Raw genomic sequence first — 16,985 nt, 5'->3', positions numbered from 1 at the left:
CAGAAATTTAAAACGAAGAAGCTCACCGCCAGAAGCAACCGCCCCTCGTCTCGTGAAGCGGCTTATAAGCCCCATTACGCCAAATGGTCAATCGGAAAAAAACAGTCTCGTCCGATTTTTGGGCAAATTGCTGATTTGGAAAGCAATTTTCTGTTCCAATTGCATGGTACGTCATCGTTGAATTAGGCCGCTCTTCAAGCCCGACAGGCGAACCACGGTTTAGAGGCAGGCCATTGGGCTGCAATAGCCTTTATAAATCGCGCAGCAGACCGATTCTCATATAGGCTGAACACACCAAGCGCCTTCAGATTTACACATTCGGATGGTCTTGAACGACATCTCGGGGGCGAGTGGGCCAGAACGAGATGCCCCCTGCATTTGACAGCTTTGGCTGAAACGGGCAGAAGTTTTTGAATGTCCTTCGCATCCTGCAGGAGCGAAGCGTGGGCTCATCATGATGAACAGGTGACAATGACCTCTGAGAAGGACCTGATCAGGCAGCTCGGTTCGGAACCGCCGCTTCTTGCGGACGGGCGCCGGGCGCCGGATCGGCGCGAAATCTCTCTGCGTTGGCTTTCCGGCACATTTCTCACCGGCATTACCTCCTCCGTTCTGATGGGCGTCGCCCTGTTCGCGGCGGTGGATGGACGCCAGCAACTGGCCATTCCGGCAGAAGCGCTTGCGGTCAGCGATTTGCGCTCCCAGGATATGGAAGGTGAGAGCGCCAGACGCGGCAGGCGGTTGATCAATACCGTCATCTCCGCAAAAACAGCCGCAAGAGCCGTTCTTGATGTCTCCACGGTGATGAAGGAAGGCGACAAGGATGTGGTGCGGCGTCAGCCCTTCACCCATCTCAAGATGCTTCTTGCCACCAATCTTCCCGTACAGGAAAGCTATCCGCCCTTTGATCCGCTGACGATTTTTGCAGGGGACGATGTCGCCGTCTCTTCGCGCACCGGCGCGATCTATGGATCGAATGTCGAGTCCGAGGTGAGCCTCAAGACCACCGCCTATCCGACCGATGGCGAACCCTTCAAGCTTGCCGCCGGGATGAGCACGGACGAGATCGAGGAAAATGTCCGGTCGAACGGCTCTGTGCTCACCGATGACAAGACGGAATTGTCCGGCCTTTATTACGTCGACCCCGAACGCTTCGCAGACAAGGATGATGATCTCGATCTCAATCCCGGCCTGGCGGCGCGCGTCGTAGAACAGAACCTGAGTGTTTCGACACCCGAGCCGGTTACGGCGCAGACGGAAGAATACGCCGACGATATCATTCCGGTTCGCCGTGACCAGTCGATCGTCGCGGCCCTGACGGGGGCCGGATATCCCGAAGCCAAGGCCAAGGCGATATCTGACAGTCTCGCGCAGAAAATCGGCTCTTCCGATCTACAACAGGGAGATGTGCTGCGCATCGGCATTATTCAGCGCGGCGAAGAGGCCCGCGTCGTCCGCTTCAGTGCCTATCGGAAGATGCGCCATCTGGTGACCCTTGCCGTGGACGACCAGGGGCATCTGGTGGAGGGCAGCGAGCCGCCGATGCTGGATGCCATTGCCAGCGCCTTTGACGAAAACAGCACGCCGGTGATGTCCAATCGGGATCTGCCGAGCATTTATGACGGCATTTATCGCGCCGCGCTCTCCTACGGCATGGGCCGCGAGTTGACGGCGCAGGTCATCCGCATGCTTGCCAGCAGCGTCGATCTGCAGGCATCGCTGAAACCGACGGACATGATTGAAGCCTTTTATTCCGCCGTCGATGAAAGCGGCAAGGCTGCGCCCGATTCGGAACTTCTGTATCTGAAGGCCCGCTTTGGCGACAGCACCGTTTCCCTTTATCGCTTCCAGGATCCGAGCGACGGGTCGGTCGATTACTTCGATGAGAACGGCAAGAGCAGCCGCCAGTTCCTGCTGCGCAATCCCGTGCCCAACGGCGTCTTCCGCTCCGGCTTCGGCATGCGGCGGCATCCGCTGCTCGGCTATTCGCGCATGCACACCGGCGTGGATTGGGGCGCGCCATCAGGCACGCCAATCATTGCAGCTGGCAATGGCGTGGTGGAAAAGGCCGGATGGGATTCCGGCGGCTATGGCAACCAGACCATCGTTCGCCACCCTAATGGCTATGAAAGCTCCTATAATCACCAGAGCGCCATCGCCAAGGGCATCGTGCCGGGTACGAAAGTGCGGCAGGGGCAGATTATCGGCTGGGTGGGCACGACCGGCGAATCGACCGGCCCGCACCTGCACTATGAAATCATCGTCAACGGCACGAAGGTCGACCCGATGAAGGTGCGCCTGCCGGATGGCAAATCTCTGGGCGGACAGGCGTTGGCGCAATTCCAGACCGAGCGCAAGCGGATCGATGATCTTCTGGTGAATGCCGACAAGAACCGTCAGATGGCATCGAACTGATTCTCAAGCCTTTCCAGAAGAACCACCCATAAAAATGGCGGCCTTACAGCGCCGTGCGCCATCTATAGCGCACGGCGCTGTAACACTTTAAAGCTGCTGCATAATTTTGTCCTTAGAGTGTTTCAATGTTTCACGGAAACACTGAAACACTCTAAATCTTTGTTTTTACACATTTCCGGACGGAAAACCGGTTCCCACTTTTCCTGGAAATGCTCTAAATCGATTCCGATTTAAGCAATTATGCAGTAGGCCGCCATTTCTCTCTTCATCTGATGTCACGCTGCCTGATCAACGATCCTGCGCGGCGTAATCAGCAGCCTGTCGGAGCCGGAGGTCACCTTGACCTGCGATCCATCGAGGATCTGACCGCCGAGGATTTGTTCGGCTAGCGGATCCTGGAGGTATTTCTGGATCACCCGCTTCAGCGGCCTTGCGCCATAGACCGGATCGTAACCCTTCTCCGCCAGCCAGTCGCGAGCCTCGCCATCCAGTTCGATGCCGATTTTGCGTTCGGCCAGCAGTGCCAGCAACCGCCGCATCTGGATATCGACAATTGCTCCCATTTCGCTGCGGCGCAGCCGGTGGAACAGGATGATCTCGTCAACGCGGTTCAGGAATTCCGGACGGAACGAGGCCTTCACCACATCCATCACCTGTTCGCGCACCGCGTCGACATCCTGACCATCGCCCAGCGAGGTCAGATATTCGGCACCGAGATTGGAGGTCATGATGATGATGGTGTTCTTGAAGTCCACCGTCCGGCCCTGACCATCGGTCAGGCGGCCGTCATCCAGCACCTGCAGCAGTATGTTGAACACATCCGGATGGGCCTTTTCGATCTCGTCGAACAGAACCACCTGATAGGGCTTGCGCCGTACCGATTCCGTCAGCGCCCCGCCCTCCTCATAGCCGACATAGCCGGGAGGCGCACCGATCAGCCGGGATACGGAATGCTTTTCCATGTATTCCGACATGTCGAGCCGCACCATGGCCGTTTCATCATCAAAGAGGAAACGGGCCAGAGCCTTGGTCAGCTCGGTCTTGCCGACACCGGTCGGTCCGAGGAAAATGAAGGAGCCAATGGGACGGTTCGGGTCCTGAAGCCCTGCCCGCGCCCGGCGCACCGCCCTGGAAACGGCCTGCACGGCATCGCCCTGGCCGACGACGGACTTTGCCAGTTCGTCTTCCATGCGCAGCAGTTTTTCACGCTCGCCTTCCAGCATCTTGTCGACGGGAATGCCGGTCCAGCGGGAAACGACATGGGCAATATTGTCTGGTGTCACCACCTCCTGCACCATGCTGCCCACACCGCTGGCATCGCGGGCTTCCGCTTCCGCCAGTTGCTTTTCGAGACCCGGGATGACGCCGTAAGCCAGTTCACCCGCCCGCTGGAACTCACCCTTGCGCTGGGCAATGGCCAGTTCGTTGCGCGCCTCATCGAGCTTGCCCTTCAGATCGGCGGCAAGGCCGAGCTTCTGCTTTTCCGCCTGCCAGCGCGCCGTGAGCGCATCGGCCTGCTCCTCCAGAGAGGTCAGCTCGTTTTCGAGCCGTTGCAGGCGGTCGGCGGAAGAGGCATCGGTTTCCTTCTTCAGTGCCTCACGCTCGATCTTCAGCTGGATGATGCGGCGGTCGAGTTCGTCCAGTTCCTCGGGTTTGGAATCCACCTGCATGCGCAGCCGCGACGCAGCTTCATCCATCAGGTCGATGGCCTTGTCCGGCAGGAAACGGTCGGTGATGTAGCGATTGGACAGCGTCGCAGCCGCCACGATGGCAGAGTCGGCGATCCGCACCTTGTGATGCTGCTCGTATTTTTCCTTGAGGCCTCGGAGAATCGAGATCGTATCCTCCACCGTCGGCTCATCCACCATCACGGGCTGGAAGCGCCGGGCAAGGGCCGGATCCTTTTCCACATGCTTGCGGTATTCATCGAGCGTGGTCGCGCCAACGCAGTGAAGCTCACCACGGGCAAGCGCCGGCTTCAACAGATTGGAAGCATCCATTGCGCCATCGCTCTTGCCGGCGCCGACAAGCGTGTGCATCTCGTCGATGAACAGCACGATCTCGCCGTTTTCCGCCTGGATTTCGCTGAGCACCGCCTTCAGGCGCTCCTCGAACTCGCCGCGATATTTCGCACCGGCAATCAGCGCACCCATATCGAGCGCCATCAACTTCTTGTCCTTCAGGCTTTCCGGCACGTCACCATTGACGATGCGCAGCGCCAGCCCTTCGGCGATGGCCGTCTTGCCCACGCCCGGCTCGCCGATCAGCACCGGATTGTTCTTGGTGCGGCGGGAGAGCACCTGGATGGTGCGGCGGATTTCGTCGTCACGGCCGATCACCGGGTCAAGCTTGCCGTCGCGGGCTTCCGCCGTCAGGTCACGGGCATATTTCTTCAGCGCGTCGAACCCCTGTTCGGCATTGGCATTGTCAGCCGTACGGCCCTTGCGGACATCATTGATGACCTGATTGAGCGCCTGTGCCGTTACGCCGCCCTTTTTCAGGCTGGCCGATGTCGAGGCCGTGGATTCGATGGCAAGCGCCAGCAGCAGCCGTTCGACCGTGACGAAACTGTCGCCAGCCTTCTTGGCGGCATCCTCGGCGGTGGAAAAAACCTTGGCCAGCGGCTGAGAAAGATAGACCTGACCGTTGCCGCCACTCACCTTCGGCAGTTTCGACAGTGCGGCATCATTAGCGAGACGCACTTCCTTGGGATCGCCACCGGCACGGCTGATCAGCGAAGAGGCCATGCCCTGCTCGTCATCGAGGAGCACTTTCAGCACATGTTCCGGTGTGAACTGCTGATGACCCTCCGAAAGAGCATGGGTTTGCGCCGATTGCAGGAAACCGCGCACGCGTTCGGAGTATTTTTCGATATTCATCTTGCTCTCCATTTTTCCGGAAAGCCCTCCAAGGCACTGTCCGGCAATTGAGGATCGGGCCCCCTGATGGCAGGCCCGTGATGATCCGCATGGCCCTGTCGGGACCCGCGCTCATCTGTCGTAATTGATATGGGAAGCGGCTTTTTTCGTTTAAAGAGGAGTGCCAGGCAAAAACCGCAGGGTGTTTGACAAAGAGCATGCCGCGCAAAAAGATGCAGCGGTTTTGCGACAGCGACATGCTTCAAGAACTTAAAGAAACGCAAGCCCTACAGCGCCGTGCGTTTTATCAAACGCACAAAGGACGCTGTAGCACTTTAAAGCTGCTGCATAATTCCTTAAATCGATTCCGATTTAAGGAATTATGCAGTAGAAAAGAAAAACCTCCCGCGAGCAAGGCCCGGGGAGGTTTATCCAATCAATCGTCCATCCTCACTCGGAGGCAGTCGCGAGCGCTGGAGCCTCGCCGCCCTCGGCAGCCGGGGCCTCGCCCCCTTCTGCTGCCTCGCCGCTGTTGCGGCGGGTGCGACGGGGACGGTTAGCAGGGCTGCGGCGGCGGGTCTGCGCCCGCTCCGGCTTCGAACCCGCCTGCTGGGCGCTTTCTTCAGCCGCCATTTCAGCCTCGACCGGCGTCTCTTCAATCACCGGCTGCGGACCGCTGCCGGCAATCTCCTGCACAACCGGCTGGGCCTGGGGTTGCGGCTGATGTTGGGGCTGCGGCTGGGCCTGAACCGGCTGCGGACGCTCGGAGACAGTTTCCATCTCGTCGCCATCCATATCCATGCTATCGCGATCATTGTAGTCGCTGCGATCATCGCGGTGCACCCGCTCCTGCAGATGCGCCTGGGCGGCGGCGATAATGCGGTTGTAATGCTCTGCGTGCTGGAGATAGTTCTCAGCCATGACGCGGTCGCCTGCGCTTTGCGCATCCCGGGCCAGCGCCATGTATTTTTCAGCAATATGCTGCGCCGTACCGCGAATTTTCACATCCGGTCCCGAACTGTCATAGGTTCGGGTCAGCGGGTTGGAGCCCTTGCGGTTGAAATTGTTATTGTTGTTGTTTCCGCCATTGCTACGCCCCCGACTGCGCTTATTCTGCTGTCCTGGCCTCATCGAATACTCACCTGATTTCTGTCTTGCTGATACGAGGGCCACGCCCATACGGCATCAATAAGCCGCATCCGAGCGCGCCACGGGGCATACTGCGCCATCGCAACATACTGCCGCTGGTGACCGTTAAATTATCTGATCCACACGCCGGGATGAGTTCGCTCCGCGAACTTCTCCAAAGAAGAGTTAGGTTCGAGGTCGAGCCAGACCCGAACGAATCTCTATTCATTCCCCGCTGTCCGGCGTGTGCCCGCAACCTATCCCGCTTCCTTGGGAAAACCAAGCATTTTCTTTGCTTCACACAAAATGTCTGTGCGGATGCAGCAAAAGCACTTCGTGCCCGAGAACAGCGGTGGTTTTCAACCTTCAAAACAGCGCAGGATCAACACGCGGTCATTGCCGCCATGATCTTTCGCAGCCGTGTCGAGCACAAAGCCCTGTTCCCGAAAAATCTCCGTAACCGATTGATTTTGATCGTAACCAATTTCGAGCCCGATAAAACCCTCAGGTTTCAAATAGGCCTTGGCGCCTGCGGCAATTGCACGATAGGCATCAAGCCCATCTTTACCGCCGTCAAGAGCAGCGAGCGGATCATGAAGCGTTACTTCCGGCTCCAGATCCTCAATCACTTCCGTTTTGATATAGGGCGGGTTTGACAAAATCATGTCGAAATTGCCGGTCACATTTTCATACCAATCGCTCTGGCATGTGAAGAGGCGCTCACCCACACCGTTTAGATCGGCATTGGCGCGCGCCATTGCAAGGGCATCCTGCGAAATATCCGTCACGACGGCATTTGCTTCAGGACATTCCTTCAGGAGCGCAATGGCAATGGCGCCGGTTCCGGTTCCCATATCGAGCAGCCGCACGGCCTCCCCACGCCCGGCCATCCGGCGAAGGCGCGGCAAGGCTTCATCCACCAGGATTTCCGTATCGGGCCTCGGTTCCAGCGTTGCGGGCGAGAGCTTCAGCGTCACGCCATAAAAATCCCGGAACCCCAGAATGCGGTGGACAGGTTCCCGCGCAATCCGCCGTGCAGCGGCCTCCTCCAGGCGCTCCACCTCCGGCGCCGTCAAAATCCGGCGCGCATCGACGACCAGATCGGTGGAGTTCAGGCCCAGCAGTCCCTGCACCAGCAACCGGGCATCAAGGGCAGCCTCGGCAAGACCTGCCTCGACGAAACGGCGCCGAAGGCCGGAAAGCGCAGCCTCCAGCGTCATCGGGCTCATGAGACAGCGCCAAGCTGCGCCAGTTGTCCCGCCTGATAATCGGCGATCAGCGCATCTACCACTTCGTCGATTTCGCCTTCCATCATCCGATCCAGCTTGTAAAGCGTCAGGTTGATGCGATGGTCCGTCACCCGGCCCTGCGGAAAATTATAGGTGCGGATGCGCTCGGACCGGTCGCCGGAGCCCACCTGGCTCTTGCGGTCGGCGGAGCGTTCACTTTCCGCCCGCTGCCGTTCGATGTCGTAAAGGCGGGACCTGAGCACCTGCATGGCCTTGGCGCGGTTCTGGTGCTGGGATTTTTCCGAGCTCGTCACCACCAGACCGGTGGGCAGATGGGTGATGCGCACGGCAGAGTCGGTGGTATTGACATGCTGACCGCCCGCCCCGGAGGAGCGCATGGTGTCGATCCGGATATCCTCGGGCCGGATTTCGATGTCGATATCCTCCGCCTCCGGCAGGACCGCAACGGTAGCGGCAGAGGTATGGATACGTCCACCAGCCTCCGTCTCCGGCACGCGCTGGACGCGATGCACGCCGGATTCGAATTTCAACTTGGAAAACACCCCGCGACCGGTGATCGTGGCAATGATTTCCTTGAAACCGCCCGCTTCCCCCTCGCTGGCCGATAGCACTTCCACCTTCCAGCCCTTGCCCGAGGAAAAGCGCTCATACATGCGAAAAAGATCGCCCGCAAACAGCGCCGCCTCCGAACCGCCAGTCCCGGCGCGAATTTCGAGAATGGCGCTCTTTTCATCCGCCGCATCCTTCGGCAGAAGCTGGATCTGGATATCCGTCTCCAGCTTTTCCAGCCGCGCTTCCACGTCAGGCAGTTCCATCTCGGCGAGGTCGCGCATCTCGCGATCCGTCGCCTTGTCTGAGAGCAGTGACTTCAGGCCCTGCAATTCCTTCTCCGCCTCGGCGTGATCGCGAATGGCCTTTACCACCGGCTGAAGCTCGGAATATTCGGATGCCAACTTCACATACACATCGGCGGCAGGCCCGGCAGACATACGCGCCTCGATCTCGCCGAAGCGGCGCTCAAGCTCACGCATTTTCTCAACAGGTAGCTTCGCCAATCTTCACTCCATAGTGTTTCATAGGAAAAGTCATTGAAGATGACCCTTCCTATTCCATTTTCGAACATCTCAAGCCATTGACGCAATTGAGATATGCGAAATCCCTTCAAGGCGAGGATGCGTCGCGTCTTCGAGCCTTGGCATTAGATCGGAACGCCATTTTCCTCGGCAAAGCGCATCAGGAAGGCCCGAACCGGGCCGTCATCCGGGCGCGGATGGTCCAGCCTGCGATTCAGCTCCTCGGACAACGTCCGCAGATCAAGCTGCAGCAGCATGGCCTTGACCGGCCCGATCGCCGTCGGCGACATCGACACCGAGCGGAAGCCGATGCCGAACAGCGCCATGGAGGAGAGCGGCTTGCCCGCCATCTCGCCGCAGAGCGTCACCGGCGTGCCATGCTTGTCTCCGGCGCGGACGATGTCCCGCAGAATGCGCAGGAAGGGCCTGCCAAGATTGTCGAACCGGTCCGACACCCGGGCATTGCCGCGATCCACCGCCATGGAAAACTGGAAGAGATCGTTGGATCCGACCGAGACGAAATCCACCGCCTGCATCAACTCATCCAGCTGCCACATCAGCGCCGGCACTTCCAGCATCACCCCGAATTGCAAGCGGCGCGGCAGGCCATGGCCGAATTTCGACAGATGTTGCACTTCCTTTTGCAACAGATCCCGGGCCGCATGGATTTCGGCGACTTCCGTCACCATTGGCAGCATCATCTTCAGCTCGCCACCGGCGGACGCCTTGAGCAAGGCCCGCATCTGGGTGCGCAACAGGCCGGGCCGGTCCAGCGACAGGCGGATGGCGCGCCAGCCGAGGGCCGGATTTTCCTCGGCATCCCCGCGGAAATAGGGCAGCACCTTATCGCCGCCGATATCCAGCGTGCGGAAGGTCACAGGCCGTCCCTTGGCCTGCTTCAACACGTTGCGATAGAAGGCCTCCTGCTCATCCGCCTTCGGCATGGTCGAGGCGATCATGAATTGCAGCTCGGTGCGGAAAAGGCCGATGCCGTCTGCGCCCGAATCGGCAAGCTGCGGCAGATCGACCATCAACCCGGCATTCATTTTCAAGGCAATGCGGGTGCCGTCCTTGGTCAACGGCTCGACATCGCGCAGCGCCCGGAACTGTTCCTGCCGCCGTGCCCTGAGCTTGACCTTTTCCTCATAGGCCTTCTGCAGATCGCTCATCGGGCGCAGATGTACTTTTGCATCATCGCCGTCGATGATCACCGCATCGCCGTTTTCCGCCAATGCCACCGCCCCGGCCGCCTGGCCCACCACGGCAATGCCCATGGCGCGCGCCACGATCACCACATGGCTGGTGACAGCCCCCTCTTCCAGCACCAGGCCGCGCAGATTCTGCCTGGGATAATCCAGAAGTTCGGCGGCCCCCATGGCACGGGCGAAGATGATCGCATCCGCCGGCAGATCCTGACCGCCGCCGCTGGCCGAAAAGCCAGTCAGCTGGCGCAGCAGCCGGTTGGCGAGATCATCGAAATCATGCATGCGCTCACGCATGTAAGGGTCGGTGAGGCGCATCATCCGCGCCTTGGTGTCGCTCTGCACCTTTTCCACCGCCGCTTCGGCGGTCAGGCCGTTGCGAATGGCCTCTTCCATGCGCCGCACCCAGCCCTGATCATGGGCAAACATGCGGTAGGTTTCCAGCACCTCGCGATGCTCGCCCTCCATCGCCACTTCCCGCCGCGACAGCATGTCGTCGATGGAAATGCGCAGCGAGCCCAGCGCATCCGCCAGACGGCGGATCTCGACCTCGGTATCCTCGTTGAGCAGGTTGGTGACGACGACGCGCGGCTCATGCAGCACGACATAGCCGAGGCCGATGCCTTCGCTATAGCTGTCGCCCTCGATGGTGACGGCGCGGGTGAGATCGAGTTCGAGGCCCGGACGGGTGATCTTCTTCAGCTCGCCGGTGGCGATCATTTCCGCCAGAACCATGGCGGTGGTTTCCAGCGCCTCCAGCTCGTCTTCCCGGTAATTGCGCTGGGCCTTGTTCTGCACGACGAGAACGCCAAGGCTGCGGCCCGCCCGCAGGATCGGCACGCCGAGAAAGGAGTGATAGATCTCCTCACCGGTTTCCGGCAGGTAGCGGAAGGCGGGATGCGCCTGGGCATCGGAAAGATTGAGCGGCTGGGCGGAGGCGGCGATGGTGCCGACGAGGCCCTGTCCCATCTTCAGCTGCGCAAGGTGCACGGCATCCGGATTGAGACCCTCGGTGGCGTAAAGCTCCAGCACGCCATCGGATCGCAGCACATAGCAGGAGCACACTTCCGCGACCATGTTGCTCGCAATCTGGCGAACGATACGATCCAGGCGTTCCTGTGGCTCAAGCGGTTCCGCCATCAATTCGCGCAACCGCTTGAGAAGAACGCGCGGACCTGCAGAAAGGTCTCTCATCGCGTGCATGCTCCCGACTGTCATATCGCCGGCGGAAGACCGGCGATGAAGATCAAAGGTGGCAAATTACCACCCGCTGATCAACTCTTATCGAGACCATACACAGAATGCAAAGTGCGAACGGCAAGCTCTGCATAGGGACCGTCGATCAGGATGGAAATCTTGATCTCGGAAGTGGTGATCGCCTTGATATTGATGCCCTTCTCGGCCAGCGCCCGAAACGCGGTGGCGGCAACGCCGGCATGGCTGCGCATGCCGATGCCGATGACGGAAACCTTGACCAGGCCCTTTTCGCTCTGCACCACGTCGAAGCCGATCTTCTCCTTGTTGTCGGCCAGCGCCTGCAGCGCCTTGTCGACATCGCCGGAGGGGACGGTGAAGGTCAGGTCGGTCTTGGAGCCGTCCTCGGAAATATTCTGGACGATCATGTCGACATTGATATGGGCTTCCGCCAGCGGGCCGAAGATCGCGGCGGACACACCGGGACGGTCGGCCAGGCGGCGCAGCGAAATCTGGGCTTCATCCTTGGCATAGGCAATGCCGGTTACAACTTCCTGTTCCACGATTTCATCCTCATCGCAAATCAACGTGCCGGGCGGATTGAGCAAATCTCCCATGCCCGGCGCATCGGGATCCTCGAAACTCGAACGCACGAAGGTGCGCACCTTGTGCACCATGGCAAGCTCCACCGAGCGCACCTGCAGCACCTTGGCCCCGAGCGAGGCCATTTCCAGCATTTCCTCGAAGGCCACCTTCTTCAGGCGGCGCGCCTTGGGCTCGATGCGCGGATCCGTGGTGTAGACGCCGTCCACATCGGTATAGATGTCGCAGCGATCGGCCTTGACCGCGGCGGCAATCGCCACCGCCGAGGTATCGGAGCCGCCGCGGCCAAGCGTGGCGATGCGGTTATCCGGCCCGATGCCCTGGAAACCGGCCACCACCGCCACCTGGCCTTCGCCCATGCGGCGAATGATGTCGGAACCGTCGATCTCCTGGATGCGGGCCGCCCCATGGGCGTTGTCGGTCTTGATCGGGATCTGCCAGCCCTGCCAGGAGCGGGCATTGATGCCGAGCGACTGCAAGGCGATCGCCAGCAGGCCCGACGTCACCTGCTCGCCCGAGGCCACGACGGCGTCGTATTCGCGCGCGTCGTAGAAGGGCGAATCGGCGCCCGCGACCTTCGGCATGGTCTGCACCCAGTCCACCAGCTCATTGGTCTTGCCGGACATGGCCGAAACCACCACGGCCACTTCGTGACCGGCATCGACCTCCCGTTTCACATGGCGCGCCACGTTGTGGATGCGTTCGAGATTGGCGACGGACGTACCGCCGAATTTCATCACAATGCGCGCCATGGACTTGACCGTTTCAACCTCAACACTATGCCGGCTCTGCGGCAGGAAAAGCAGTGGCAATGACCCCTGTCCAGACAAGCGCCGGGACCGGCCAATTGCGGCAGGCGGCTTTTATCGGATAAGCCCCGGCTGCGCAACGGCAAGTTCTTGGTACGAAACCGTTGCGGAAACAGGTTTTTGAGGGCGCGCTCTTGGCAGGTTTCAAGAAAGCTGCATATGGAGATACGCCATTCCGCCACATTTTGGTAACACTGACTGCCGCAGAATAGAAACGCCTTTTCGAAGGAACGAAGGGGTTGGGGACGGACAACAAGGGGTAATGCATGGCAGCCGATATGAAGGCCGCACAGCAGGCAGATGACGATTTGCAGCCGGAAACCGGCTGGCGCGCTCGATTGGAACAGTATGGGCGGCCGCTGATGGCGGTTTTCACGCTCGTGGTGTTCGCCGCCGTCGGTCTCGCGATCTACCGCCTGACCGAGGAAGTGAGCTATGACGATGTCGTGGCCGCCATGAGCACGACCGGCATAGACCAGATCGGACTTGCCATTCTGTTCACCGTGCTCAGCTTTCTGTCGCTTTGCCTCTATGACTGGAACGCCATGGCCTTCATCGGCCGAAAGCGACCCTTTCCGGAAGTGGCGCTCACCGCCTTCAGCGCCTATGCCGTCGGCAATGCCGCAGGCTTCGGTATGCTGTCGGGCGGCGCGATCCGCTACCGGTCCTATTCCCGGGCGGGGCTCGGGCCGGACGATATCGGCCGGGTCATCGCTTTCGTCACGCTCTCCTTTTCGCTCGGGCTTGCCGCCGTCACGGCGCTGTCGCTCATTCCGATGTCCGGGGAAATCGCGCCACTGATCGGCATCGATCCCAACTGGCTGCGCGGCATCGCCATCGTTATGCTCGCGGGCTTCGCCCTCCTGGTAATCATCGGCGAGCGCCGCAGCCTGACCTTTGCCGGCGTGACGCTGCGGCTGGCGGATTCGCTGACGCTGTCACGGCAATTCCTGGTGACGGTGGCCGATCTCGCCTTCTCCGCCTCAGTGGTCTATGCGCTCTTGCCCGAACAGGCGGCGATTTCCTGGCCTGCCTTCTTTGCTATCTACTCGATCGCCATCGGCATCGGCGTCCTCAGCCATGTTCCCGCCGGCATCGGCGTGTTCGAAACGGTGATCATTGCCTCGCTCGGCCCCACCACCAATGTCGATGCGGTGCTGGCCTCGCTGGTCGTCTACCGCCTGATCTATTACGTGCTGCCGCTGGTGATCGCCATCATCCTGGTGACCTTCACGGAACTGCGGCACGTTGCCAAGACCCCGGCCCTGGCGGGCGTCGGGCGCACGGCAAGCCGGATTTCGCCTGCCCTTCTCGCCGCTCTTGCCGTCATTCTCGGCACCATGCTGATCTTTTCGAGCGTCACACCGACACCGGAAAGCTATCTCGAACTGTTGCAGGGCATCGTGCCGCTGTCAGTGGTGGAAGGCGCACATTTCTTCTCAAGCCTGCTCGGCCTGCTGCTGGTGATTGCAGCGCGCGGGCTTGCCCAACGGCTGGATGGGGCATGGTGGGCGGCGACCGTCGGCTCAGCCTTCGCGCTGGTGCTGGCGCTTCTCAAGGCCTTCGCCATTTTCGAGGCTGGCGCGCTTGGCGTTCTGCTGATCGGCCTCGTCTCCAGCAAGCGGCTCTTCGTGCGCCCGGCCTCGCTCTTCCGTCAGGCGCTCACCACCTCCTGGCTGACGGCGATTGCCGTCATCTGCCTTGGAGCCTGCTTCCTGCTGTTCTTCGTCTATCGCGACGTCGACTACAGCCATGCGCTCTGGTGGGATTTCGAATTCTCCGAGGAAGCGCCGCGCTCGCTCCGCGCCATGCTGGGCCTCACCGTCTTTGCCTCGGCCGTGGCGATCCTCAGCCTGCTCAGGCCCGCAGCCCCTGCGGTCACGCCATCCAGCCCGGAAGACGTGGACAAGGCCGTCGCCATTTTGAAGCGGTATGATGTGGCCGATAGCAATCTGGTGCGCACCGGCGACAAGGCCGTGATGTTCTCCCCGGATGGCGAAGCCTTCCTGATGTATGGCAAGCAGGGCCGCTCCTGGATTGCCTTTCTCGATCCGGTGGGGCCGAAGAAATCCCGTGATGAACTGGTCTGGCAATTCGTGGAAGCCGCACGGCTGGCCGGGTGCAGGGCTGTCTTCTATCAGGCCTCGCCGCAATTGCTGCCCGCCATCGCCGATGCCGGTCTGCAGGCCTTCAAGCTCGGCGAACTGGCGACCGTCGATCTGTCCCGCTTCGAACTCAAGGGTGGCAAATGGGCCAATCTGCGCCAGACGGCCTCGCGCGCCGAGCGCGACGGGCTGAGCTTCGAGATCATTCCCGTCGAAGGCGTTCCGGCCGTGCTGGAAGATCTCCGCGCCGTCTCCGACGGTTGGCTGGCCCAGCATCGGACCAAGGAGAAAGGCTTCTCGCTCGGGGCCTTCACCGATGACTATATGCTGGCGCAGCCGGTCATCGTTCTGCGCTTCGAAGGCCAGATCGTCGCCTTTGCCAATATCCTTGTCACCGATACCAAGGTGGAGGCCTCCATCGACCTGATGCGCTTCTCGCCCGAGGCGCCCAAAGGTTCCATGGATTATCTGTTCGTCAGCCTGCTCACGCATTTGCGCGGTGAAGGCTACCAGCATTTCAACCTCGGCATGGCGCCGCTGTCCGGACTTTCTCGCCGTGAAGTTGCGCCCGTCTGGGACCGGATCGCCAATACGTTTTACGAACACGGCGAACGCTTCTATAATTTCAAGGGGCTTCGGGCATTCAAGTCCAAGTTCCATCCCGAATGGCAGCCGCGTTACCTTGCGGTGTCCGGTGGCTTGAGCCCCGTGATCGCGCTGCTGGATGCAACCCTGCTGATTGGCGGCGGCCTGAAAGGTGTCGTGAAGAAATGAAGCTTATCAAGCATGTTCAGGGCCTGCTCGCAGCGGCCGCTCTCGGCCTTTGCACCCACGGCGCTTCCGCTCAGGATGCAACCTTCGAAACCGGCGCCATTCCAAAGCCGGTTATTGCCCTGCCGCATGGCGAGGCGAAATCCATGGTGTTCCTGCTGTCGGACAAGGATGGCTGGTCGCCCGCCATGCAGGCCGAGGCCGACAGGCTGCGCGGCAATGGCGCCATCGTGGTGGGCATCGATACGCCGAACTATCTGAAATCCCTGCAGGCCGCGCTCAAGGCCTCCACCGATGACGATTGCATCTATACCGTTTCCGATATCGAGGAACTCTCCCACGAAATCCAGCGCAAGCTCGGCGGCAGCAGCTATATGGCGCCGCTGATTGCCGGTGTGGGCGAAGGCGGCACCCTGGCGCTTGCCATCCTGGCGCAGACGCCGAATGCGACCATCGGCGAGACGCTGGCAATCAATCCGGGCGAGGTCATTCCGCTTCCCGATCAGTTCTGTACCCCGGCTGACAAGGTGGAGAAGAATGGCGGCATTGTCTATGGTTTGACGGATGGCGCATTGCCCGACCCGGCGACCGTGATCTTCACGGCCGATGCCACCCCGGAAGGCCGCGCTCATGTGGCCGATATTCTCAAGGAGCATGAGGATATCGATGTCAGCGACAGTCCAGACCCCACCCCAAAAGCGCTTTCCAGCGCCATCGACGCGATCATTGCCGCGACCAGCAAGGATTCCGAGCCGCTGGGCCTGCCGCTGACGCTTCTGGAAGTGGACAAGCCGAAATTCGATACCGTCGCCATCTTCTATTCCGGTGACGGCGGCTGGCGAGACATCGACAGCGATATTGCCAGCTATTTCCAGGAGGAAGGCCTGCCGGTCGTGGGCGTGGATTCGCTGCGCTATTTCTGGTCGGAACGGCAACCACAGCAGACGGCGGACGATCTCAACCTGATCATCAACACCTTCACCAAGCGGTGGAAGGTCAAGCATGTGCTGCTGATCGGCTTTTCCTTCGGGGCGGACGTCGCTCCGAAGGTTTACAATCTTCTTCCGCCCGCAACCCGGCAGAAGATCAGCCAGATCTCGCTCTTGTCCATGTCGCATCAGTCGGATTTCGAAATTTCCGTCACCGGCTGGCTGGGCGCCAAGGGCGACGGCACCGAGGGTGATCCGGCCAAGGAAGTGGCGAAAATGCCAGCAGGCCTGGTGCAGTGCCTCTATGGCGAAGACGATTCCGAGGACGATGCCTGCCACAATCTCGATCCGCAAAAGGTCGATATCGTCAAGCTGGAGGGCGGTCACCATTTCGATGGCGACTATGAAGCCCTTGGCAAGCTCATTCTGGACCGGTTGAAGACGCGCCGGCTGGATTAAATAGAGCATTTTCAGGAAAAGTGGAAACCGGTTTTCCCTCCGGAAATGCGTAGAACCAAAGAGTTAGAGCGTTTCAATGTTTCCGTGAAACAATGAAACGCTCTAGGCTGTAGTGACAAATTAGTTATTTGATCCATAGCATTATGCTGGCGAGCTTAATGAAACCGAGAAAGTTGGCGGCGAGTTTGT

10 protein-coding genes are annotated in these 16,985 nt (G+C 60.2%); 4 read left to right on the top strand and 6 right to left on the bottom strand.

Annotated features, from left to right (window positions below):
• Together QO005_RS23985 and QO005_RS23980 are read left to right on the top strand one after the other, a co-directional pair.
• A partial coding sequence (locus QO005_RS23985; protein ID WP_307160536.1) for a hypothetical protein occupies positions 1-186 on the top strand: 186 nt, incomplete at its 5' end.
• 285 nt (positions 187-471) lie between these two features.
• Positions 472-2,415, top strand: a complete 1,944-nt coding sequence (locus QO005_RS23980) for a M23 family metallopeptidase (RefSeq protein ID WP_307160535.1) — start codon at positions 472-474, stop codon at positions 2,413-2,415.
• 275 nt (positions 2,416-2,690) lie between these two features.
• Here QO005_RS23980 and clpB read toward each other — a convergent pair whose 3' ends face one another.
• From clpB to QO005_RS23950, 6 genes are all read right to left on the bottom strand, one after another.
• A complete protein-coding gene (clpB, locus tag QO005_RS23975; RefSeq protein ID WP_307160534.1) occupies positions 2,691-5,294 on the bottom strand; it encodes an ATP-dependent chaperone ClpB in 2,604 nt (867 codons plus the stop codon).
• Between the two features lie 429 nt (positions 5,295-5,723).
• Complete coding sequence (locus QO005_RS23970) at positions 5,724-6,404, bottom strand: DUF4167 domain-containing protein (protein WP_307160533.1); 681 nt, start codon at positions 6,402-6,404, stop codon at positions 5,724-5,726.
• Positions 6,405-6,760: 356 nt separating this feature from the next.
• Positions 6,761-7,630, bottom strand: coding sequence for a peptide chain release factor N(5)-glutamine methyltransferase (gene prmC / locus QO005_RS23965; protein ID WP_307160532.1), 870 nt, complete (start codon positions 7,628-7,630; stop codon positions 6,761-6,763).
• Positions 7,627-8,706 carry a peptide chain release factor 1 gene (gene prfA, locus QO005_RS23960; protein WP_307160531.1) on the bottom strand — a complete coding sequence of 360 codons (1,080 nt, stop codon included), beginning with the start codon at positions 8,704-8,706 and terminating at the stop codon, positions 7,627-7,629. Before prfA ends, prmC begins: the two co-directional genes overlap by 4 nt.
• 143 nt (positions 8,707-8,849) lie before the next feature.
• Positions 8,850-11,120 (bottom strand): phosphoenolpyruvate--protein phosphotransferase, encoded by a 2,271-nt coding sequence (gene ptsP / locus QO005_RS23955; RefSeq protein WP_307160530.1) that lies wholly within the window; start codon positions 11,118-11,120, stop codon positions 8,850-8,852.
• 80 nt (positions 11,121-11,200) lie between these two features.
• A complete protein-coding gene (locus QO005_RS23950; protein ID WP_307160529.1) occupies positions 11,201-12,475 on the bottom strand; it encodes an aspartate kinase in 1,275 nt (424 codons plus the stop codon).
• A 323-nt stretch (positions 12,476-12,798) separates the two neighbouring features.
• Here QO005_RS23950 and mprF point away from each other — a divergent pair, with 323 nt between their 5' ends.
• Both mprF and QO005_RS23940 read left to right on the top strand, forming a co-directional pair.
• Positions 12,799-15,411: a bifunctional lysylphosphatidylglycerol flippase/synthetase MprF gene (gene mprF, locus QO005_RS23945; protein ID WP_307160528.1), complete on the top strand. Its 2,613-nt coding sequence runs from the start codon at positions 12,799-12,801 to the stop codon at positions 15,409-15,411.
• Positions 15,408-16,796 carry a virulence factor family protein gene (locus QO005_RS23940; protein WP_307160527.1) on the top strand — a complete coding sequence of 463 codons (1,389 nt, stop codon included), beginning with the start codon at positions 15,408-15,410 and terminating at the stop codon, positions 16,794-16,796. The genes mprF and QO005_RS23940 overlap by 4 nt, the downstream gene beginning before the upstream one ends.
• Positions 16,797-16,985: the final 189 nt, after the last annotated feature.

This window comes from Allorhizobium paknamense, assembly GCF_030815125.1.
Lineage (GTDB): Bacteria > Pseudomonadota > Alphaproteobacteria > Rhizobiales > Rhizobiaceae > Allorhizobium > Allorhizobium paknamense.
This window is presented reverse-complemented; position numbering and strand designations above follow the sequence as displayed.

Excerpts from the sequence above, each read along its gene's own strand:
- QO005_RS23980 (WP_307160535.1), top strand. The coding sequence starts at position 472 with ATGACCTCTGAGAAGGACCTGATCAGGCAGCTCGGTTCGGAACCGCCG.
- clpB (WP_307160534.1), bottom strand. The coding sequence starts at position 5,294 with ATGAATATCGAAAAATACTCCGAACGCGTGCGCGGTTTCCTGCAATCG.
- QO005_RS23970 (WP_307160533.1), bottom strand. The coding sequence starts at position 6,404 with ATGAGGCCAGGACAGCAGAATAAGCGCAGTCGGGGGCGTAGCAATGGC.
- prmC (WP_307160532.1), bottom strand. The coding sequence starts at position 7,630 with ATGAGCCCGATGACGCTGGAGGCTGCGCTTTCCGGCCTTCGGCGCCGT.
- ptsP (WP_307160530.1), bottom strand. The coding sequence starts at position 11,120 with ATGAGAGACCTTTCTGCAGGTCCGCGCGTTCTTCTCAAGCGGTTGCGC.
- QO005_RS23950 (WP_307160529.1), bottom strand. The coding sequence starts at position 12,475 with ATGGCGCGCATTGTGATGAAATTCGGCGGTACGTCCGTCGCCAATCTC.
- mprF (WP_307160528.1), top strand. The coding sequence starts at position 12,799 with ATGGCAGCCGATATGAAGGCCGCACAGCAGGCAGATGACGATTTGCAG.
- QO005_RS23940 (WP_307160527.1), top strand. The coding sequence starts at position 15,408 with ATGAAGCTTATCAAGCATGTTCAGGGCCTGCTCGCAGCGGCCGCTCTC.